At 62.1% G+C, this 21,528-nt stretch carries 16 protein-coding genes and 1 riboswitch; of the genes, 8 read left to right on the top strand and 8 right to left on the bottom strand.

Features of this window, described 5'->3' with window-relative positions; translation table 11 throughout:
- Positions 1-262 precede the first annotated feature (262 nt).
- Complete coding sequence (locus KF691_02595; GenBank protein ID MBX3388326.1) at positions 263-1,612, top strand: anthranilate synthase component I family protein; 1,350 nt, start codon at positions 263-265, stop codon at positions 1,610-1,612.
- A 78-nt stretch (positions 1,613-1,690) separates the two neighbouring features.
- Positions 1,691-3,004, top strand: a complete 1,314-nt coding sequence (locus tag KF691_02590) for a hypothetical protein (protein ID MBX3388325.1) — start codon at positions 1,691-1,693, stop codon at positions 3,002-3,004.
- 3 nt (positions 3,005-3,007) lie between these two features.
- Here KF691_02590 and KF691_02585 read toward each other — a convergent pair whose 3' ends face one another.
- Both KF691_02585 and KF691_02580 read right to left on the bottom strand, forming a co-directional pair.
- Positions 3,008-4,114, bottom strand: a complete 1,107-nt coding sequence (locus tag KF691_02585) for a glycosyltransferase (GenBank protein MBX3388324.1) — start codon at positions 4,112-4,114, stop codon at positions 3,008-3,010.
- A 6-nt stretch (positions 4,115-4,120) separates the two neighbouring features.
- Positions 4,121-5,836, bottom strand: coding sequence for an adenylyltransferase/cytidyltransferase family protein (locus KF691_02580; protein ID MBX3388323.1), 1,716 nt, complete (start codon positions 5,834-5,836; stop codon positions 4,121-4,123).
- A gap of 134 nt (positions 5,837-5,970) precedes the next feature.
- On the opposite strand from KF691_02580, the gene KF691_02575 reads away from it, so the two are divergent.
- Positions 5,971-7,653: a glycosyltransferase gene (locus tag KF691_02575; GenBank protein MBX3388322.1), complete on the top strand. Its 1,683-nt coding sequence runs from the start codon at positions 5,971-5,973 to the stop codon at positions 7,651-7,653.
- Between the two features lie 156 nt (positions 7,654-7,809).
- On the opposite strand, the gene KF691_02570 is transcribed toward KF691_02575, so the two are convergent.
- Positions 7,810-8,922, bottom strand: a complete 1,113-nt coding sequence (locus KF691_02570) for a hypothetical protein (GenBank protein ID MBX3388321.1) — start codon at positions 8,920-8,922, stop codon at positions 7,810-7,812.
- A gap of 302 nt (positions 8,923-9,224) precedes the next feature.
- On the opposite strand from KF691_02570, the gene KF691_02565 reads away from it, so the two are divergent.
- Positions 9,225-9,935, top strand: a complete 711-nt coding sequence (locus tag KF691_02565; GenBank protein MBX3388320.1) for a pirin family protein — start codon at positions 9,225-9,227, stop codon at positions 9,933-9,935.
- Between the two features lie 51 nt (positions 9,936-9,986).
- Here the strand turns inward: KF691_02565 and KF691_02560 are convergent, their stop codons facing one another.
- The 3 genes from KF691_02560 to KF691_02550 all read right to left on the bottom strand — a co-directional run bounded on the left by KF691_02560 (position 9,987) and on the right by KF691_02550 (position 15,110).
- Positions 9,987-12,131, bottom strand: a complete 2,145-nt coding sequence (locus tag KF691_02560; GenBank protein ID MBX3388319.1) for a S9 family peptidase — start codon at positions 12,129-12,131, stop codon at positions 9,987-9,989.
- Positions 12,132-12,144: 13 nt separating this feature from the next.
- Positions 12,145-12,573, bottom strand: a complete 429-nt coding sequence (locus KF691_02555) for a hypothetical protein (GenBank protein ID MBX3388318.1) — start codon at positions 12,571-12,573, stop codon at positions 12,145-12,147.
- Between the two features lie 398 nt (positions 12,574-12,971).
- Entirely contained in the window at positions 12,972-15,110 is a 2,139-nt protein-coding gene (locus KF691_02550) for a serine hydrolase (GenBank protein ID MBX3388317.1), read from the bottom strand.
- A gap of 185 nt (positions 15,111-15,295) precedes the next feature.
- Between KF691_02550 and KF691_02545 the strand changes: the two genes are divergently transcribed.
- Together KF691_02545 and KF691_02540 are read left to right on the top strand one after the other, a co-directional pair.
- Positions 15,296-16,282: a TlpA family protein disulfide reductase gene (locus KF691_02545; GenBank protein ID MBX3388316.1), complete on the top strand. Its 987-nt coding sequence runs from the start codon at positions 15,296-15,298 to the stop codon at positions 16,280-16,282.
- Positions 16,283-16,367: 85 nt separating this feature from the next.
- Positions 16,368-17,468 carry a hypothetical protein gene (locus tag KF691_02540; GenBank protein MBX3388315.1) on the top strand — a complete coding sequence of 367 codons (1,101 nt, stop codon included), beginning with the start codon at positions 16,368-16,370 and terminating at the stop codon, positions 17,466-17,468.
- Positions 17,469-17,629: 161 nt separating this feature from the next.
- Here the strand turns inward: KF691_02540 and KF691_02535 are convergent, their stop codons facing one another.
- Positions 17,630-18,316 carry an MBL fold metallo-hydrolase gene (locus KF691_02535; GenBank protein ID MBX3388314.1) on the bottom strand — a complete coding sequence of 229 codons (687 nt, stop codon included), beginning with the start codon at positions 18,314-18,316 and terminating at the stop codon, positions 17,630-17,632.
- A gap of 4 nt (positions 18,317-18,320) precedes the next feature.
- Positions 18,321-18,890, bottom strand: a complete 570-nt coding sequence (gene coaD / locus KF691_02530) for a pantetheine-phosphate adenylyltransferase (GenBank protein MBX3388313.1) — start codon at positions 18,888-18,890, stop codon at positions 18,321-18,323.
- 36 nt (positions 18,891-18,926) lie between these two features.
- Here coaD and KF691_02525 point away from each other — a divergent pair, with 36 nt between their 5' ends.
- Complete coding sequence (locus tag KF691_02525) at positions 18,927-20,198, top strand: glycosyltransferase family 1 protein (GenBank protein ID MBX3388312.1); 1,272 nt, start codon at positions 18,927-18,929, stop codon at positions 20,196-20,198.
- Positions 20,199-20,207: 9 nt separating this feature from the next.
- Positions 20,208-20,933, top strand: coding sequence for a hypothetical protein (locus KF691_02520; GenBank protein ID MBX3388311.1), 726 nt, complete (start codon positions 20,208-20,210; stop codon positions 20,931-20,933).
- 94 nt (positions 20,934-21,027) lie between these two features.
- Positions 21,028-21,294: riboswitch (cobalamin riboswitch) on the top strand.
- Positions 21,295-21,528 lie beyond the last annotated feature (234 nt).

Below are 21,528 nucleotides of genomic sequence, written 5' to 3'. Positions count from 1 at the left end.
CTCATTCCTTCGCTCTCGCTTTATTGCTTGGCAGTTCGGGCAAGGGCCCGACGGCGTGCGTGTGGGGACGTGCGCTCCAACATGTGCAAGGCATAAGACACCACCGAACAAAGAACGACTCGGGGTTCTCTGCCGCGCACCCGCCGGACGCGCAGGGACAAAGATTCTAGGTCGCAAATGACTCCCGGACGACTCCGGCCGCCGTCATAAATGCCCTGTTTTTCGCGTGCGGCGATGCGATTGACCCCGAACACTCTCTGCCGTGTTTCCGACGACTCCAAATGAGACACCGGGTTGTGCGGAGGTCCTCCGCCGGTGGCCGGCGGGCCGCCCCGTCGCTATCCGCTGGAATGCCCAGCCAGATTCGGGTGGCAGCGTGGTCTTCGGCGAGCCCATCACGACTCGAACCGCGCGAACCGCGCCGGAACTCGAGGCTCTGCTCGCCGAAGTGGGCACCGCAGGGTTCAATGAACCAAGCGCGGGTGCGGGCTGGTTCGGATGGATCAGCTACGACGCGGGGCAATTGCTCGAACCGGCGGCGCGTGCCGCGCATCTCGGCGCGATTGCAGATCGGCTCTGGCCACTCGCGGCATTTCAGCGGATCGAGAATTCTTTCGAATTGAAGACAGGGCACGGTATCAATCAATGCCTCGATGCCGAACTCGTTGATGCGCTCGCCGGCTCGGCGCCGAACGAGGAACCGCGATATCACATCGAGCCGCTCGATGCCGCGGCGAACCGAAAAGACTACATCGCCGGCGTCGAGCGCATCATCGAATACATCCGCGCCGGCGATGCGTATCAGGTGAACCTCGCGCACCGATTGAGCTCCCGATTCAACGGTTCATCGCGCTGCATTTTCGCCGACCTTGCCGAACGCGCGAGCCCCTGGCACGGCGGATACTTCGAGGCCGATGGCTACGCGCTCGCGAGTCTGAGCCCGGAACTCTTTCTCGAGGCGGATTTTCGCAGCGGCGCGGTCCGTACGAGACCGATGAAAGGAACGCGTGCATTCGTGCCCGGAACGGATGCCGCGGCATGCGCGGAACTTGATGCGAGCGCGAAGGACCGTGCCGAACTGGCGATGATTGTGGACCTGATGCGGAACGATCTCGGGAGAGTGTGCGAACTCGGGAGCGTGCGCGTGGAACAGGAGCGCCGCATCGAGAAGCACGCCTCCGGGGTCATGCAGTCAACCGCGACGGTGGCAGGGACGATGCGGCGCGGGACAACGCTGAACGAACTGCTGCGTGCCACTTTTCCTCCGGGTAGCGTCACCGGCGCGCCCAAGATCCGCGCGATGCAGATCATCGATGAGTTGGAACCAGTAAAACGTGGACCATACTGCGGCACGATGCTTTGGCTTGGTGACGATGGGAAGTTGGAAGCGAATGTGATGATCCGGACGGCGTGCCTCTCACATGCCGCAGCCGGCAGCACGTTGGACTACAGCACGGGAGCGGGAATTGTTTCCGACAGCAACGCAGACGGGGAATGGGCGGAAACGTTGATGAAGGCCCAAGTATTGCGGCAAGTAATCCCTCGCGCAGCTTTCCGTGCAGGAGATGGCGCAGCCGGGGAATTGGAACCGTTTACGAATGTTTCCGTATAGCCAGCACGTCGCGCGTGCGGCTGCGGGCAGGCACATGAAGTTTTGTATTGGTGTGGAGAAAACGCAATGAACTTGGGAGTGGCCGCTGCTATCTTGACGTTTCCGGTTGGCTTTGTCGCCTTTGCTCAGACGCCACGACATTTGGACCTGCTGGTCGGCCTGACAACCGGAACGAACTCAGCGATTTACGTCGTCGATTCCTCCACCGGCCAGGTTCGGGGACTGCTGTCCGGGACTCCGGGCTGGCCCGTGCTCCCGCGAGGCAGCGGCGCTCCGCTGAGTCAGTCTTGGTGCTCCGTGGCGGTCACACGCGACGGCAGAATCTTTGCAGGAGGTGCGAACAACTCACAGCCGGCGTTGATTCGGGTCGATCCGGGCACCGGCAATCGGGCCGCACTCTCCGGTACATGGCAATCTCCTTACAAGGAGGCATCCACGGTCGTTCTAAGGGACCAGACCATCGCGATCGTCTCGGGTCAGTTCACAACGTCTAATCGAATCGGTACTTTCCATTCCATCTCGCTCGCTTCCGGAGGTGTTTCTCCTCTGGCGGGCGGCTTGCTCTCTGACGGCCCTGCAATGTCCACTCCAGTGAGCTTTGCCCTTTGCTCTCGTGACAAACTTGTTGTCGCCGATTTCGTGACGTCTCCGCTTAGCGGCCTTGCAACATTTGAAGTCGACCTTCAAGCGTCGTCGCAGCGACTACTGACGACGCCCGGCAACAATTCGCTCACTCGTTATGTGGTCAGTTCGGGCGCGATATCCAGCGATCCGATAGCCCTCGCTCAGTTTGGCAGCGGAGAATCCTGCAATCAAACCTCGCATCCGATCGGCGTCGCCGCCGGGAGAATCTATTTCAGTGCGATTTCGCTTGTGAGCGGGAGCTACATCGGCGGTATTGTCGAAATCGACTCGCAAAGCGGGAACCGCCACCTTGTTCTTGGGGACGCACTCGACGCGAATGGCGCGGTCGTCAGCGCTCAACCCACATCCGGACTCTCAAATTATCACGCACTGCCCTGCGCGTTTCAGGAGTCTCCGGCAGGCGAGCTCCTGATCGGCGAATGGGATCCCACTTCGCGCGTCGTCGCCTTCGATCCGGTTTCGCGCGCCGCGCGCGTCGTCGCGGACTTTGGCGCGTACTTTGCGCCGGCCAACGCACCCAGAATACGCGGACTTGCGATCTACACCAACTGCCCCGCCGACATCAACCTCGACGGCGTCGCCGATGACGCGGATTTCACTCGCTTCGCATCTGCGTACGACATCCTTGATTGCGCCGATGCTGCGATGCCGCTACCTTGCCCCAGCGACCTCAACGCGGACGGAGTCGTTGATGATCTTGATTTCCAAGTGTTTGTTCTTGGGTACGACGCGATGCTGTGCGAATAGCAATCAAGCCGCGTTTGAAAAAACTCCCGCCGCGCTACCGCATATCCACGGCATCACCACCCGCGGGTCGTGAGCGTGCTTTGCTGCGGCATCCAGCATCGGCCCCGGTGAGAGCGTGCCGATCACCAGCGCCTCCGCCCGGGCGTCCTGCACTTCCGCGATCCCCAATTCGCGAAGCGCCGTGCGAATCTCGTTCGCGTTCTTTCCCTCTTCAACGAGCGCCGCGGTGCGCACGCCGCGGAGCGAGAGATTCCAGGCGAGCCCGTCGCGCGCCGCGGCACGACCCGTAAAGCGCCGCCAGAGTTCGTTGTTCATCGCGCGGCGCGGCTGGTTGCGAATCGTTGCACGCAGTTCGTGCAAACCGGCCCGAAAACCGCGACGGGCGTTTTCGTTTTCAGCAATCGCACGATATCTGCGGCAGGTCGCCCGCAATTGCCCGCCCCGGATTTCCTCGGGCGCATACCGCTGCATCACCCATCCGTTGTTGCGGACCAGTCGCGCGAGGATCGTGTTCATTTCGCGCCCCGCCGTCACTTTCCGGTGCAGCACGCGGAACGCGGAATCGAAAACGACGCGATAGCCCGCCAGAAGCATGCGCGCCGCAAGGTCGTACTCCTCCGCGTAGTAGTTGAATGTGTGGTCGTAGCCGCCGAGCGATGAGAAAAGCGAGCGGCGCAACGCGACGCCGCAGCCGATGAAGACTTCGGGTAAGCCGCCCTGCTCACGCCCGGCGATGGCAGTCGCGCTCGAGCCCAGGAAAATATCCGCGCTGATCGCGCCCACATCGCGAGGCTGATGGGCCAGACGCTCGACGAACCGAAGGTCGAGCGGGTGCGAGTCATCGTCGAGCATGACGATCCAGTCGCTCGCGGGGTCGGCGTGCAGCGCCGCGAAATTCCGTGCCGCGGCGCCTTCATTGTGAGGCCGGCGCACCACGTCGATCAAAATGCCATTCGCGAGCGTTCGCGGCAATCGCACCGGCGATGCCGATGCGTTGTCGGCCACGATGATCTCCGCTCCGCCCGGATGAGCCCCGAGCGCTTCGATTGCATGAAGTGTTTCGCGCAGGATCTCGGGGCGATCGCGGGTTGGCAGAACGTACGTGATCATCTCGCCTCACCCCACCGCTCTGCGCGAGCCGAGCCCGCGCGCTTCGAGCGCTTCGGGCGTTGCAAACGTCAGGTGCGCGCCGTGCACACGCGTCGCCACTTTGCGGATCTCGCTCGTCGAGACCGGGAGGTTTCCGAGCCGCTGCACCTGCACGCTCGCGGCACACGCGCCGAGGAACGCCGCAGGAAGCAGCCCGCAGCCCGTAGTGAGCGCAAGCGAAGCGGTCGTGAGGAGGGCGTCACCACAACCGAGCGCATCGAGCGCCACCGGCGCAAGCGCGGGCACGTGCTCGCTGCGCAACCGCCGCGAAAACGAACCGTCTTCCGTTTTCGCGTCGTTCGTCCCGGTGAGATGATCGAACGCGATGAGCCCATCGCCCCCCAGCGTCACGATCGCGTTCCTCGAGCGTGTCGCCTCCAGCAAAGTCCATGTCGCGGCAGGAAGCCCTTCGCTCAATTGTCTCGTCGCGTCGCGCAGCTCGTTCTCGCTCGGACAGAGAAGGTCCATCCCGCGCATCGCCAGCAGGTTCGATCGCCGGCCGCTCACGTCGCCGCTCATTACGCGTGCGAGCGGGCGGAGCAACTCGCACAACTCGGTCGTCAGCGTCGGCGTGAACAGCCCGAGCCCGAAATCGGCGATGATCGCAACGTCGCACGCGGGCCGCGCCGCGTCCGCGGCAATCGCCGCGAGCGCGCGCTGCTGCGCCGCGTCGAGGACATACGGCTCGACCTGATCGATCTTCACCACTTTCTGCGTGCCGACGAGGAATCGCTGTTTTTCCGGCAATCGCCCGCCGAGGGGGAGTGAGCGCACCTCGATTCCCTCCGCGCTCAGCCGCGCCGCCAGGGAGCGCCCCTCTGCGCTCTCGGGGATCGCCGTAACCAGAACGGGATGCGCGCCGAGTGCCGCGGCGTGTCTCGCGATGATCGCGGCGCCACCGTCGTACCGGCGCTGTTCGAGCGGGCGAAGAGTCATAACCGGGCTTTCGCCGGCCACATCCGGCCGATCGCACATTGTGTAGGTATCAACGATCGACTCGCCCACAACGAGGAGTCGCTTGCCGCGGATCTGGCCGAGCGCTTCACCGAGCGCTCCAAGCTCCAGTTCGGGCGTCTGCGTGAGTTGCGCGAGACGCGCGTGGAACGGATCGACCGACTGCTCCATCGCGGCGATCAGCGCACTCGACGAGAACACGACGTCGCCGGAACTGAACACAACGCGTCCGCCGTGGCGCTCAACGGTCGAGCGCTCAATCTGAAATCGCGGATCGTTGTTGAACTCGTATTCCTTGCCCTTGACGTACACGTCCGGCTGTACCCAGTCGAGCAGGTCCGTCGCCGTTGGACCGGGTTCGATGAACACAAAGTCGACAAAGTCGAGTGCCGCGAGGTTGTCGGCGCGGAGTTCCTGCGGGATGAGCGGACGCCCGGTTCCCTTCTTCATCGTGTCGTCGCCGGTGATGCTCACCAGCAGCACATCGCCGAGGCTCTTGGCCTGACGAAGGTGGCGAATATGGCCTGGATGCACGATGTCGAAGCAGCCGTGGCATTGGACCAGCCGCAGGCCCGCCTCGCGCAGCATCGCGCGCAGAGTCGTCAATTGCTCGCGCGACACGATTCCTCGCACGAACGACGGCCAGACTCTCTTTTCTTCATGCGAGAAAGCGGTGTCGGCGGGGGGTGTTGCGAAGTGGCCGAAACGGCTGGGGTCGGTTACGCTCACGTCTGGTTATCGGCACTTTCGACGCCCCACCTGAGGAACTTTCCACTCTGGTGAAAGCGCCGGGAAGCACCGAACCCGGCTTGCCACCCCCCACCCCAACTTCCGATATTCCAAGAGATTGCGATTCGTCCGACATGAATCACGCGCCTTCCAACCTCGAAACCCAATTGATTGCCGACGCCCTTGTCGTTGTGATGGGCCGGACTCACTCCCTCCGCTACTGGGCCCAGACAGGAACGCTCGATCGCGAACTCGCGCTCTACTGGGCGCTCGCTTCCGGTTACCGCAAGCTTTTTCTCGTGACCGCGACCGGCGACGAAGATCAGAAACTCGCAGATCGCGCCGGGTTCAACGCCGAGATTGTCGCGGTTGACGCCGCGGACAGTGCGAGCCTGACTCGGGCCATCGATCGCATCTCGAACGGAATCAACTCCGCGACGGTTGTGACCGACGACCTCTTGGCCGGCCAGGCTCCGATCTCGATCGCGGCGCGGCTTCGGCTTGCCGGCGTGCAGACCGCGCTGGTCGCACGCGGCGCGTCGATTCCTTCGCGCTTTCTCGCACACGATCCGGGTGGCGATTCCAGAGAAGCTTCCGATGCCGCGGCATTGGAATCGCGTCTCCTCCGCTGCTGCGACCTTGTTATCGGCACGACCGAATCCATGGTCGACGACCTGTGCTGGCGCAATTCGCTCAACGCGATGCGCAGCGCCGTGGTGCCGGGCCATGTGCTCACCCCCCGCGAACTCACCGAGGTAACGCGCGCAAAGAACCACATTCTCTATTGCGGCCCGCTGATCTCCCGCAAGCGCGTGGACATTCTGCTTCGCGCGGTGTCGATGCTCCCCGATCCGTTGTGCCGCGAGGTAACGATCGAAATCGTCGGCGAGGGCGATCAGGGGCAGGCCCTGCGTGGGCTCGCGAGCGAATTGGGCGTGAACGCGATTTTTCAAGGTTGGATCAGCCACGCGCGCGTGCTGGAATCGATGTCGAAGTGCACGCTCTATGTCGATGCTTCCGCGCTCGAGAATCAGCCGCGTGCGCTGCTCGATGCCATGAGCACCGGCGCGCCGATTGTCGTCGCCGATATCCGGGGCTTGCGCGATCTTGTGCAGACCGGCGTGACCGGAATCCGCGTGCAGCCCGAGCCCGAAGCCTTCGCGCAGACGATCGAGGGCCTGCTTCAGGACGAAGACTGGAGACAGACGCTCGGCGCCGGCGCGGCCCGGTTTATTCACTCCCAGCTCACGATCGAACACGTCGCGCCGCGCCATCTCGTGGCACACTCTCTCGCGCACGCCAGCGCCCGCGCCCGTCCCAATCCGGTCTCCCGCCTCTCCGAAATCCGCCTTCTCGTCTGCGATTTTGACGGCGTTTTCACCGACAACCGCGTCCTCACGAATCAAGACGGATCCGAAGCGGTCTTCTGCTCGCGGGGAGACGGCATGGGGCTTGATATGCTCCGCAAATCCGGCATGCCGATCTTCGTGCTGAGCAAAGAAATCAACCCGGTTGTCGGCGCGCGCTGCCGCAAACTCAAGCTCGACTTCCTCCAGGGGATCGAGGACAAACTCCCGGCGCTCCAAAAACTCGCGGGCGATCGCGGCCTCTCTGCCCGCCAGATCGCGTACATCGGAAACGACACCAACGACCTCGGCCCGCTTTCGTGGGTCGGCCTTCCCGTTCTCGTGGCCGATGTCCACGCGGACGTCCTGCCGCGCCTCAATCGTTCGGACGCGCTCGTTCTCTCTCACGATGGCGGCAAAGGCGCGCTCCGGGAATTCTGCGATCTGCTCGTCGCACACCGGTCGCAATAACAGCAAAAACGCCCGGCGGGTCGAGAGAACCGCCGGGCGTGTCAGAAACTCGCGCGAACATACGCACGAAGAAAACTTGTGTTCGTCACGTCGCGCTTCGGGCTTTCATCTCATTCCTTGGATTTAGCTTTCCTCACGAGAACGTGACGAACAGAATTACCACTTCAACCAGCCGTCATCGATCACCAGCAGCCCGCCCGGATACGCCGGATCGTCCACACTGATCGCCGAAAGCCGGCCTGTCACATAGCCCCGGCTCTGCCGCGGCGGAGTGTTCGAATCGCCCGCGCCGCGCACGATAATCGTCGGCTTGTATCCGCTGCTCAACGAGTCAATCGGGCGGCAACGAATTTCCTTGGCGCCGCCGACTTCCTGCACACCTTCAAAAACGACTGCCCACGCTTGCGCGGGGGTCTTGCCCAAGAACGACTCCGCGGCATTCGCGCGCGCGTCGCCTTGCTCGGCTTTCACGATGCTGACGATGGAAGTCGCGGTTTGGCCGCGGTCCATGGCGCCCGATGCGCCGGCGGATTGGAAAATCGTCGGCGCCTGCTGAGACTGCTGCATCACGGGCGCGGGCTGAGGAGCTTGCTGCGGCGCGGTCTGAATCACCGTCGTCGGATTCGGGTTCACAAAAGTCACCACCTGCGACGGGGATGAATACACGACCGGCTGCACAACCGGGGCCGCGTAAACCTGTTCGGTCACTGCCGTCGTCACGACCGGCGCGGACGCATAAGAGAAGTAGCCCGCGCCGCTGCTTCCGGCAACGCCGACACCCACACTCACAGCCGGGCGATCCACAAGATACGTGTTCGGCGCGACGACGACCGGGGGTAGATACGCGGGCACGCAAGGCGCGACCACCGGCGGGCAATACGGGCGGTAGCCCGAGTAGTAGTAAGGGCGCGAGTAGTAACTCGGGCCGCAGTACGGCCGGACGACCGGCGCGCAATACGGGCGGGCAATCGGTGCGCAGTAAGGCCGCGCGACTGGCGCGCAGTAACCTGGTCCGCCCCATCCGCGTCCCGCCCAGCCGGAACCACCATAACCGCGACCACCGTAGAAGCCGCTGCTGTAGCTGCCACCGACAAACGTGCCGCCGCTGGCGACCCCGACGGAAACGCCCCAGCTCGATCTGCCACCCGCGAGCGCGAGCGGAGCCAGCAAAGCCATACCAGCGCAGGCAAGAAGCACGCGACCTGTGGAAGGTCCGCTCGGCTTGCGCGTGCTTTCGCCGGAACGGGACAACTCGACTTGACTGTTCATGGCTGCTCTCACAACCCCGTTGGCCGCGAGTTTCCCTCCAGGGAGCGCGGCTCGGTCGTGCGTCACCAAGAGATACTACGGAGCGGATCGCTCTTTGTTTCACGTGATTTTAGATTTGTTTGCGTGTGCTAACAATTCCGGAAGTCTGCTGATCAAGCGGAAACCTACCCAAGGTCAATCTGTGGTTATAGGACTTTTTCGGCTGCCCAAGCCGCATCGATAACGCCCGCAATTCATCCAAGTTCCTCAGGAGCCGGCCAACCGGATTCGCCGGAAGGAACAAGCTCCAGACAGGACGATTCATGATCAGGATTCGAGAAGCAAACACACGCGGCCACACGAAGTGGGGCTGGCTGGACTCATGGCACTCTTTCAGCTTTGGCCGCTACATCGACCGGGCGAATACCAATTTCCGCACGCTTCGCGTGATCAACGACGACTTCGTCGCCGGCGGCGGCGGATTCGAACCCCACCCGCACGAGGACATGGAGATCATCTCCTACATCGTGGACGGGCGGCTCGCCCACAAAGATTGGATGGGTGACGACGGGACACACGCCCACGAGAGCGGCGCTGGCAGCGTGCAGGTCATGTCCGCTGGAACCGGCGTGACTCACAGCGAGTTCAATCCGTCGAAGACCGAGGCGATGCGCCTTCTGCAGATCTGGATTTTCCCCGACAAGGAAGGTCACAAACCCTCGTACGCACAGCGCGACGTTCCCGACTCAGAAAAACGCGACAAGCTCGCGCTCCTGGTTTCGGGGCGGTCGGGGAGCGCGCCGCTCAAAATTCATCAGGATGCGAACCTGTACGCGACTCTTCTTTCACCGGGGAAGAGCGTTTCGCACCGACTTGCTTCCGGACGCGGCGCGTATGTGCAGGTCGTCAACGGCTCGGTCGATCTGAACGGGCACGAATTGAAAACGGGCGACGGCGCATCCATCGAGAACGAAGGCGAGATCAACCTGACCGGCAAGACACCTTCCGAAGTTCTGCTCTTTGATCTGGCCTGAGCAAGTTCGCAAAGACCCCGTGGCATCCCACGGGGTTTTTTGTGCGCCTTGTCACTTCTTTTTCTTCTTGCGATCTTCCACCTTCTTGACGAGGTCCTGGGGCTCGGGCACATGCAGCCGATCCAGGATGAAGGCCTGCACGAATGCTTCCTGGTGGAGCGCGGCATACCGATCCGCCATGTGGCCGTGCCCGGCGTCGAGTTCGACCTTGAAGAGAATTTCGTTCGAACCGGAGTTGTTCTCCCGGAGTCTTTGTGCCCATTTCGCCGGCTCCCAATAACTGACGCGCGGGTCATTGAGCCCGCCGGTGAGCAGCATGTTCGGATACTTGGCCGGGCGCGTGTTGTCGTAAGGCGAGTAACTGCGAATGTAGTCGAACGCCGCCTTGTCCGTTTCCGGATTCCCCCACTCGTCGTATTCGGTCACGGTCAGCGGCAGCGTCCGATCGAGCATCGTGTTTATCACATCCACAAACGGGACTTCCGCGATGACGACTTCAAAGAGATCGGGGCGCATGGTCGCGACGGCGCCCATGAGCAGACCACCCGCAGATCCGCCGCGGATCGCGAGATGCTCGGGCGAGGTGTACTGATTTGCGATGAGATACTCGGCACATGAGATGAAATCGCTGAAGGTGTTCTTCTTGTGCATGAGCTTGCCGTCTTCGTACCACGAGCGGCCCTTGTCGCTGCCGCCGCGTGAATGCGCCTCGGCCAGGACAAAGCCGCGATCCAGCAACGAGACTTCCGCGTTCGAGAACGACGGCCAGGCGGAGAACCCGTACGCGGAATAACCCGAAAGAAGCGCGGGGCTGTTTCCGGTGCGCACGAGCCCTTTTTTGTACGCGATCGTCAGCGGCACGAGTTGCCCGTCAGCGGCCTTTACTTGCTGCAGCTCGACCTCGTAGAGCGAGGGATCGTACCCGATGACGGGCTGCTGCTTGAGCAACTTGGTATCGCCTGAATCCATATCGATCGTGTAGATCGAGGACGGCGTGATCGGCGAGGTGTACGTGTAACGGAAGTGCTTGACGTCGTATTCCGGGTTGTGTTCCGGGGCGATGACGTATGAGGGTTCGGTTGTCGGGATGTCCTTGCTCAATCCGGTGTAGCTCCGGATTCCGATGTGGGGCAAGCCGCCCTGACGGTAGACGACGACAAGGTAGTACTTGAACGCCTCGATGCTTTCGAGCAGGACATCGCTCTTGCCCGGGAGGAGCTCGCGCCACGATTCCATTCCCGGCGAAGAAATCGGCGCCTCGACAAGACGGAAATTCGGCGCGCCGTCGTTGGTCAGGATCAAGAACCGATTCTCGTGATGATCGACCGAGTATTCGTGCCCCTTCTCGCGCGGCTGGATGATCGTCGGCTTGTTCTGCGCAAGACGGGCGTTCAAGAACCGCCACTCGCTCGTGTCTTTGCTCGATGAATTGATCAGGATGAACTTCTGGCTGCGCGAGAGTTCGACGCTGAGAAAAAACGCGTCGTCCTTCTCGTGATAGATCAGCGCATCCCCCGCGGGGTCCGTCGCGACAAGATGCCGAAAGAGCTTGTACGGCCTGTGCGCTTCGTCGAGCGTCGTATAGAAGATCGTCCGTCCGTCCGCGGCCCACGCGACATCGCCCGAGACATCGACCAGCTTCTCGGGCAAATCGGTATCGCCCCGCAGATCGCGGATCGTGATCGTGTACTTCTCTTCGCCGTTGAGGTCTGTCGCGATCGCGGCCATCCGGCCGTCCGGCGAGATGTCAATGACGCCCACGCGGAAGTTGCGGTGCCCCTCCGCGGCCTTGTTCGCGTCGAAGATGATCTGCTCTTCGCCCGATCCTTCCGGATAAGGCTTTCTGCAATAGATCTTGTACGGCTTGCCTTCTTCGGTGCGGTCGTAGTAAAGAAAATCGCCTTCGCGATACGGGACCGACATGTCCGTCTGCTCGATCCGCTCGAGCATTTCGTCGTAGAGCACCTGCTGGCGCTCGGTCGTGTGCGCCATGACCTGGTCGCAGTACGCCCGCTCGGACTTCAGCAGATCCATCACCTTTGGGTTTTCGCGCTGGCGCAGCCAGAAATAGTCGTCGTGAAGCACCACGCCATGGATCGGTGTCTCGTGCGGAATCTTCTCTGCCTTCGGCGGAGCGAACTGGCCGAGCGACACTGTTACCCACAGACACGAAAGCAGAAATGAGAGTCGGATCATCACCGAAAGGTTATCAAGCCTGACGCTCCGGCTCTGAGTTGGGCGAGGGGCCGGATGGATCTCTCCGATCCGCCTTGTTGTGCTCGAACGAGCAGACGGTGATCCAGGTCACGATCGAGAGGATTGCGGCGAGAACCATCACACCCTCGACGTCCGATCCATTCCGCACAAGCGGTGCCGCGCTTTCACAAAGGAAGAAGTACGCTGACGACAGGAGCAGCACGACCAGCCCAAGGGAAAGGTGACGCCACGCGGGTTTCGCGAATCGCAGAAGGCGCGCCGCCGCGGCACACGCGAAGAAAATGGCGAGCCAGGACGCGATCGGAACCCATCCCTCGGTCGCCGCAATCGCGCGGCAGGCGCTCTCCGAGAACCCGTGCCAACGAAGGCCGAAATAGGTCGCCTGACTTGGCATCGGCAAAACGACGACTGGCGCCGCCACGGCAATGAATACATCAAGTAGCCCCCCTTGAACCGCGACGCGCTCGGTTTCCGCGGGTCGCGCTCGTTCAAACGAGTCCGCCCCACACTCCGGGCACCTGGCTTCCTGATCGAGACCCGAGAGGTCGTACCGGCAACGTCCGCAGACAAGAGAGTGTCCACCACCCCGGATCGAACGAGTGAAGGCGACCATGCTGCGCACAGCCAGGCACGACAGCAAAAACGGCACCGCGCCGAAGCAAAGCGCTTCCGGCCACATTGAGGGAGGCCGGCATCCCAAAACCTGCAACGAGAATTGACAAAGTACCCCAAACACCCGCGGTCGATTCGCAGAGAGTGCGACACACGTTGCATCAATCCCCTAATCGTCCCGAGCGGAGAGCCGGAAACCGCGGCGTGTTATTTCGCAGGCACCCGTTTCGCCGTGAACACGCCGTTGGGCTGAACGAACTTGGCCGCGTCGAAGCCGCCGTTTTCTCCCGCAAGAAATTGAATCGAGAAACCGGGAAGCTCCTTGATGCGGAACGTGTTGTGACGCGCGGGTTCCAGTTCATACACCGGCTGCCCGGGGAGCGTGGCTGTCAGCACGTTTCCGGCGATCGAAAACTTGACGGGCTGCGTCTCGATCGAGAAATCGCCCGTGAGCTTTTCGAGGAACTTGATGTCGCGGAGATTCGCATCGCCGAGCCGCTTGAACTCGAACGGTTCTTCGGCCGATTCCATCTGAGCGCGAAGCGAATCGATCTCTCCGTCGAGGCCGCTCTCGAACTGAATCTTGAAGCCCTCGAACGTGCGGTCTTCTTCGTTGCGCTTGCCGCTGAAAACGTCGTAGTGCCAATGCTCGAGGGGAGTCGCGATTCCGTTGAATGTGAAATTCAGCGAAGCATCGCCCGATGACTCCTCGACCGCCACTTCGATGATGCCGTAGCCCGCGTGCTCGTATTGACCCGCGTATTCGGTGATCGGATGCGAAGGGTGCGTTCCCGGCTTGCGCGTATCGGTCAGCTTCGACTTCGCTTCCTTCGCCTGCTTCAGCGCAACACTCCGCCGTGCGAGCGCGAGCGCATTCCAGTCCGTCGGCTTCGCGCCCGTCATCCGATCGAACACATGGCGCGCCACCGTTTCAGGAAGACCCGTCCCGTTCATATTGGTGAGAACGACGACACCGACATCTTCGCGAGGCAGGAACGCGACCATCGCGGAAAACCCGTCGATATTCCCGCCGTGATGCAGCCGCCGATTGCCTCCGAAAACATCGACGAACCAGCCCATCGCATACCCGACCGGAATGATCTGCGGATTTTCCGGCGAGCCTTCGCCCATCGACATCTGCGGCGCGTGCAGATCCTTCAGCGTCGATTCCTTGATGAGGCGCTTGCCGCCGACGGCCCCGTCGGAAAGATTCAACTTCACCCACTCCGACATTTCCGTGACCGACGAGCAGATCGAACCCGCCGGCCCCATCGTGGTGATATCACGGAAGTCCATCCGCTCCACCTTGTCGGTTTCGTCGTTCAACCGATAGCCGAGCGCATAGTCCGAGTCCTTCTCCGAATCGGTATTCCTCAGTGTCGTCCGCTTCATCCCGAGCGGCGCGAGGATGCGCGCGCGGATGTTCTCTTCCCAGCTCTCTCCGGTGAGCCGCTCTTCCAGCACACCGGCGGTGAGGAACATCAGGTTGTTGTACTGCCACGCGCCGCGCAAGTCCTTGTTGTTCGGCAAATATGCCAGCCGGCGCACCATGTCCTCGCGCGAGCGCGGCGTGTTGCCGTACCAGAGCAGATCATGCCGGGGCAATCCCGAACGATGCGTGACCAGATCGCGCGGCGTGATCCGCTCCGTCAAGACCGTGTCGTAGAGCCGAAACTCCGGCAGGTAATTGATCACCGGCTTGTCGAAATCGAGCTTCCCGTCATCAACGAGTTGCCCCATCACAAAGGTCGTGAAGGCTTTCGTCGCCGAACCGATCGGAAACAGCGTGTTTTCCGTCACCGGCAACTTCGCGTCAACATCGCGAAAACCGAAGCCCTTCGCGTAGACGATTTCTTCGCCTTTGATGATCGCGACCGCAAGCCCCGGAACCTGCCAGTCCTGGCGCGCCTTGTCGAGAAACTGATCGAGTCCATCGAGAGAATCCGCGCTCGCGGCCTTTGCATCCGGCGACCGTTTGAGCTCGAACGGAATCGTGCCGCCGCCTTGTGTGAAATCGCCGGCGATCGATTCGCCGTTGTCGCTGAATGTTCCCGAAAAAACGGGATTGCCCGGCACGCCCCGGATCGCAAAGGTGGCTTTCTTTCCGTCGACGAGCACTTTCTCAAGCGGCAGGTCCTTTGCGCCCTGCGCTGGAATGCTGATCGTTCCGGCTTCGTTGCTGGTGAATGAGAGCTTCACCTCGAGTGCGCTGCCGGGGATGTTGATGCTGCCTTGCCACCGGCCGCTGAGATCCGTCGGAGCAATCAATGCTGTGCGGGACCATACGGGACAGATCGGCGCGATCGATACGATCAGCAACCAAACAATTATCATCCACTTTGCCATGGCGATCCCCTCGGTGGTTCCGGCAGATTTCTTGCCGTTCTATTGGAAAGTACGCCCGCACGTTGCGGCGAATCGGCATCCAAAAACGCGTGCTCGAGGCGCGGCGAGCAACTCCATCAGAACCCGTAGAATAGTTTGTTCCATTGGACCAGTTGATCCATTCTCTGTTACAAAGGGAGCTACCCGTGAGAATCGCCCCGATCGTGCTCGTTACCGCCCTCGGTTTGGCCGCGCCGGCGCTCTTCGCGGAGGAACCCGCTCTCGCGAAGCCCGCCAGTGCCACATCGGAAATCCAGGTCGGCTCGCTGACCGTGGGGGACAAGGCTCCGGCCCTCGTCATCGATAAGTGGGTGAAAGGCGCACCTGTGTCTTCGTTCGAGCAGGGCAAGGTCACGGTCGTCGAATTCTGGGCGACGTGGTGCGGCCCGTGCAAAGCGAGCATGCCCCATCTGTCCTCGCTGCAAAGAGAATACAAGGACAAGGGTGTGACGATCATCGGCGTCACCAGCATCGATCCGCGCAACTCGCTCGCTGGCGTCGAGAAAATGACGACGGAGAAAGGCGACACGATGGGCTACACCGTCGCCTGGGATCAGGATCGCAAGACGAGCAACGCCTACATGATCGCGGCGGCGCAGCCGGGCATCCCCACAGCCTTTATCGTCGATCAAACCGGAACGATCGCCTGGATCGGCAGCCCGTTCAAGATGGACAAGCCGCTGGCGGAGATCGTCGCGGGGAATTGGGATGTTGCGGCAGAGCGGAGCAGGTTCGAACCCGAGCAGCAGAAGAACCTTGACTGGATGCGGTTCTCCATGGCGGGCAAGAAAAAAGACACTGCCGGCATGCTCGAGAGCGGACGCAAACTCATCGAGACGCGGGGGAATGATTCCGACGCGATGAACTTTGTGGCGTGGTCGATCGTCGACCCGGCTCGCGGCCTCGACTTCACCACCAACAAGAAGCTGGCCGAACTCGCGCTCGACGCCGCGAAACGTGCCAACGACGCGACCAACAATTCCGAGGCAGGCTTGCTCGACACGCTCGCGTGGGCCTATTTTGCGAACGGCGACAAGACGAATGCCGTCGCCACCGAGAAGAAGGCGATCGGTTTCGCCAAGAGCGATGAGCTGCGGAAGGACCTCGAAGAATCGCTCGCCAGAATGCAATAAGGACCACAAAGCTCAACGTGCCAAGGCCCCGGCAGTTCGGCCGGGGCTTTTCTTTTTCCCCGCGCCAAATCATGCAACCGGCACGATGAACCGAGGCAATGCCCTGACGATGGAAGCCATTCTCCTGGCGATCGCACTCGGCTTTGGTGCAGCGCCCGAGGCTCCCGTATGCGGACCAGACCTGAGTCGCGCGGGCGTCTTCGCCTCGGATGACCCCGAATACGCCGAACGGCCCCGGCTCTTCGTACGGGAAAAACAGCCAGAACGAACGTTGCGGATCGGTGACCCGGCGCCGACACTGGAAGTTGAGGAATGGAGCGCGGGGGATCCGGTTGACGCTTTCAGAACAGGCGCTGCCTATGTCGTGGTGTTCGTGCGATCTTCCTACAGCGGTGTCGGCCCGGTTCTGGAATCGATCTCGATGCTCTCTGATCGTTTCGCGGATCGGCCGGTGCGGGTGCTCGGCGTCGCGGGCGAGGAGGAGCGGATGTCGCTTGAGACGTGGCGCGCGAAAGTCGAAGCGATGACCGGCAAGATTCGTTTTCCGCTCGCCTGGGACAAGGGTGTCCGAACTCGCACGGCGTATCTCACGGCGACGGGCGAGCAGCAGCCCACGATGGTGTATGTGATCGATCCCAAGGGGCGGCTGGCGTGGTACGGGCCGCCGGGATTCACCTCGCAGATCCTCGATCCGGTACTTGCCGGAACCTGGGATCTCGGCCGCGCGCGGAACGAGATCGAGTCGGTCGAAGACCTCGGATGGATACGCATCGACATCATCCGCGCGCAGCGGGCAAAGGACATCGAACGGCTGCTCAAGTCGGGCGAGCGGTTGACGACCGAATTCGCGGATCCGCCTTCACCGGAGTTCGTGGAACGCTTGCGAGACGATCTCCTGCAATTCGCGCGCGACCTTCTCGCGAGCGATTCCCCGTTCGATCCGCGAAAAGAAGAGCGTCTGCGCGCTCTCGTGCTCCGTGCCGCGGAGCGAGCCGCGAAGATTGATCACAACGAGAACCCACGTTCGCTCGCCGTACTCGCGCGCGTGCAGTTCATAAACGGCGACAGGGCGAGCGCGCTCAAGTCGGCTCGCAGAGCGCTCGAGCTGGCGGGGCCGATGCAGCCGCCGGATAGAGATCTGATCGAGCAACTCGCTCACGACGTCGCCGAATACGGAACCCCATAGCGCCGACGAGACCAGATTGCCTTCGGGTGTAGCGAGGGCAAAATTCAGTGCGCCTGGCGGTGTCGTGCACAATGGCCCGTCGCTGCGCACGGGCTCGTACGGCAAGGTTTCGGTCCTTGGTCAACGCTCATTGAAATTACTACACGTGAAGCGCTTTCGCTCTAGAACGGTTTCTTTGTGGGATTGACGACAAGATTGTCGCGACCGAGCACGAACATATCGGCAACTTCGATCGCCTCAGCAAAGCTCTCGCGCGCTTTCGCGCCGTCGACGGCGCCGGCGAGAACCTGGCCTTTTTCCAAGTGTTCAACCGTGGGTATCGCGTCCCCCGTAACCAACACGGTAAATCGCGCGTCCTCGAACAGAACGCCGCACAGGCCCGGCGTTACGCCCGCGAGCGGAAAGATCGAGACTCGCTCGGCAAGCCGATCCGGCGCCGGGCGGCACCGCTGCAGCACGGCAACGTCCCGCGACAGCACCTCTTTCAGCACCTGATCTTCTTCGTCGTCTGGGTTCAGCTGTTTGAGTCGCTCGGCGAGCGGGACACCGACACCTTCACGTTCCGCCTCCGAGATCCACCATTCGGCGTTGGCGAACGCCCCGATGCCGCGCCGGCAGTCGCTCCGGAAGCTGGTCAGAAAGACGTGCGTGATTTGCGAGGGGGCGATGTTTGCCCGCTCGGCGAGCCGCGCCGCCAGAATCTGATCCGGCAGACCGGGATCGATCAGAATCCGCTTCGCGCCGGAAACGACAAGCGTCGTTGTCGCGTGCCCGGTGCGGACCTGACCCTTTTCGCCCCAGAGCGGATTGGCGGGCAGTGTTCCGATGCTGATGACGCGCCATTCCATGTGCTTAGTGTTCCCGCGCGTGGCCGCTGGTCCGGAGTTCTTCAAGAGCCGGGTGGCGCTGAGCTTTTTTCTCGCGCAGCATGTCGATGACGAGCGCCGGCACCATCGGGGTGAGCCCGGTGAGATCCTCGCCCATCGCGGCGATCTGCTTGATGAGCGAACTGCTCGTATAGGCGAATGTCTGTCCCGCCACCACAAAGGCCGTCTCAAGACCGGCCACCTCACGGTTCGTCACCGCCTGCTGCACCTCGTACTGCAGATCCGAAAGGTTCCGAACGCCGCGCAGCAGCACGGTCGCGCCCGCGTGCCGGGCGAAATCGACGGTCAACCCGTCATACCCCTGCACGCGAACGGGCGAGCCATCGGGTTCCTTTTGAATCAGCTCGTCCACTAGTTTCCGGGTCATTTCCAGCCGCTCAGGGGCCGAAAAGAGTTGGTCTTTGGAAGGATTGCGTCCTACCGCGACGATCAACTCATCAAACAAACGGCGCCCGCGCCTGATCACGTCGAGATGCCCGAAGGTGATCGGATCGAAACTACCCGGATAGATCGCGAGATGCTTTCGCGGCGCCATAACACAAGAGTAGGAACCGGCGCGATATCTTGAAGCATGATTCCGAGCCATGGCGCCGGGAATACTCGCTTGGGCCCAACAGGTTCGCTGCGGATCGCGCTCTTCACCGACACCCTCGGAGACGTCAACGGTGTCTCCCGTTTCCTGAACGACATCGCCGATCAGGCGCTCGAGCTCGGGCGACCGCTGAAGATCTTGACGAGCACGCGGTTTCCTGTTCGTGAACTGCCGAACATCGTGAACATCCCGCCGCGGCTCGCGGCTCAACTCCCCGGATACTCCAACCTCGAGTGTGCGCTCCCGCCGCTGCGTCGCCTCTTCGCCGCGGCGCGCGCTTTCCGGCCGGATGTAGTTCACATCAGCACGCCCGGGCCGATCGGCTTCGCCGGCCGACTGTTTGCGCGCCGTACGCGCCTTCCCGTTGCGGGCGTGTATCACACCGACTTCCCGGCCTACGTCGAACACATTTTCGAGGATGCGGGGCTCACCGCGCTCACGACATTCTCCATGCGCTGGTTCTATGCGCCCTTCCACACAGTGTTTTCGCGTAGTGTCGAGTATCAGGCTGCGCTCGAGCGTCTCGGAATCGAGCCCTCGCGCTGCGTGCGCCTAAAGCCAGGATTCAACACCGCGCGTTTCCACCCGCGATTCCGCGACGCCGGATTCTGGAAATCGTGCAGAATTCCGGAAACCGGAGCAAAGGTGCTCTATGTGGGGCGCGTCAGCGTGGAGAAGAACTTGCCGCGGCTCACCGAAATCTGGAATCGGGTTCGCGCGCGAAGCCCTCGACCCGATGCGCACCTGGTGATTGTGGGCGACGGCCCGTACCGCGCCGAGATGCAAGACAAACTCTCCGGTCAGAACGCGCACTTTCTTGGCTTTCGACACGGCGAGGAACTCGCACGGATTTACGCTTCCAGCGATCTGTTTGTCTTTCCATCAACCACCGACACTTTGGGGCAGGTCGCGTTCGAGGCTCAGGCGAGCGGTCTTCCCACGCTTGTGACCGATGCCGGGGGACCGAAGGAAATTGTGCGGCACGGCCAAACCGGGTTCGTTCTCGCACCCGGCGACACCCAGGCCTGGGCGGATCGAATCGTCACGATTCTGTGTGATCCGGTGCTGCGAGCCGGAATGGGGAGCTCCGCGCACGATCACGTCCAGCAGTACTCGATTCTCGGCTCCTTCGAGCATTTCTGGTCGATTCACGAGAAGATCGTGGGGATTCCACGAACCAGCGAAGCCGCGGCGGAGGTGACGCCCATCGCCGACATCTCCTCATTTCCGTCTTCCATTTCGATCGGATAATCTTCGTCTGTGAATTCCTTATGGTTTATCCTCATCGTCGCGGGTTTCTCATTTCTGCAGTGGCTGTTCAAGGTGCTTGCGGCACAAGCGGAGAAGCGTCGCTTTCAACACGCACAACAGCGCGCGGAGCTCGAAATGCTCCGCACCGGAAAGAGTGTGGAGTCTTCCGACGAGCCTGAAGCACGCCCGAGTCCGGCGCGCGACAACGAGGACCGGCGAAGGCAGGAATTGGCCGAACTCCGTCGCCGTGCCGCGGCCCGCCGAACGCCTCAGCCTCAATCGCAAACTCAGGCCCAAACGCAGACCCCCAAGTCAACGCGACCGCCCGCGCCAAACCCGCTCGAGATTCTGCTCGGGCTGCCGCCGGGAACGACTACTGGTGGCACGATCTCGCCGTCTCCTGCACGTACGCTGCCCCCATCCCAGCCGCGTCCGGTTTCATCCCGCACAGACTCGGAAGCCAAGAAGCGAAGGCTGGCGCAGCAAAGAATCCGCGCGCAACAGCTCGCGGCCGAGGCGAAGCGCAACCAGGAACGGCTGGAGCAGCAGGCGCGTGCCGCGAGGGCCGCGGCGAGCGCCGCCACTGTCGAGCAGCGCCTCCTGCGCGCCGCTCAGCCGGTTCCGGCATCGCCGGCGATCAGCCATTCATTCGGGATGGTTCCTCGCTCGGCCAGGGACTGGCGCCGAGCGATAGTAATGAACGAGATTCTTTCGAAGCCGGTCTCGATCCGGTGAAGTCGAACAATTGGAATTCACGAATTGACAGGGGCTTGCGATAGCTTTGCTTAAGGGCAAAGCGTTGCCGACTTGACACCCGCGCAGTTCTCGATACGCTGCATCTGTCTTCGGTGCCCCGCTTTGGCGGGGCAAAGAGGGAAGTGTGGTGAAGCCTGATTTCAGTCCTGATTTCAAGGCCAATTCCACCGCGGACGCGCCGCCGTAACGGGACACGCCGCGACCCAGGGCACTTGTTTCCTTGACGGGATCAAGTGCCGGCCACTGCGATCGTCGGGCCAACTCCGGCCCTTTGAATCGCGGGAAGGCGGGTTGCGGATCACCCGAAGCCGGAAGACCTGCCGAAGACGCCGCGCGGGATGTTCCCGCTCGGCTGACTGGCGGCCCTCGCGACTTTCGGGGCGGCTGGTGCGAGCGCTCCGCCGCGTGTCCCTGCCGCGCCGCTCCACCTGCTTCAACGCTCCGGAAAGGGTTCGTGCCGCGCGATCTTCTCGCGCTTTGGCACTGACTGTTCGTGAATTGCCGCTGCTTTCCGGCACAGGGGCCTTCCCGCGCGAATCGGGATGAAATGTCGCGGCGTGCTTCGTTCGCACCG

The sequence above is a fragment of the Phycisphaeraceae bacterium genome (assembly GCA_019636555.1).
Taxonomy (GTDB): domain Bacteria; phylum Planctomycetota; class Phycisphaerae; order Phycisphaerales; family UBA1924; genus JAFEBO01.
Note: the sequence above shows the minus strand (reverse complement) of the source record. Positions and strands in the feature narration are given on the sequence as shown.

Coding starts and splice junctions, on each gene's coding strand:
- KF691_02585 (MBX3388324.1), bottom strand. CDS start 4,114: ATGATCACGTACGTTCTGCCAACCCGCGATCGCCCCGAGATCCTGCGC.
- KF691_02575 (MBX3388322.1), top strand. CDS start 5,971: ATGAATCACGCGCCTTCCAACCTCGAAACCCAATTGATTGCCGACGCC.
- KF691_02570 (MBX3388321.1), bottom strand. CDS start 8,922: ATGAACAGTCAAGTCGAGTTGTCCCGTTCCGGCGAAAGCACGCGCAAG.
- KF691_02565 (MBX3388320.1), top strand. CDS start 9,225: ATGATCAGGATTCGAGAAGCAAACACACGCGGCCACACGAAGTGGGGC.
- KF691_02560 (MBX3388319.1), bottom strand. CDS start 12,131: ATGATCCGACTCTCATTTCTGCTTTCGTGTCTGTGGGTAACAGTGTCG.
- KF691_02550 (MBX3388317.1), bottom strand. CDS start 15,110: ATGGCAAAGTGGATGATAATTGTTTGGTTGCTGATCGTATCGATCGCG.
- KF691_02540 (MBX3388315.1), top strand. CDS start 16,368: ATGAACCGAGGCAATGCCCTGACGATGGAAGCCATTCTCCTGGCGATC.
- KF691_02535 (MBX3388314.1), bottom strand. CDS start 18,316: ATGGAATGGCGCGTCATCAGCATCGGAACACTGCCCGCCAATCCGCTC.
- coaD (MBX3388313.1), bottom strand. CDS start 18,890: ATGGCGCCGCGAAAGCATCTCGCGATCTATCCGGGTAGTTTCGATCCG.
- KF691_02525 (MBX3388312.1), top strand. CDS start 18,927: ATGATTCCGAGCCATGGCGCCGGGAATACTCGCTTGGGCCCAACAGGT.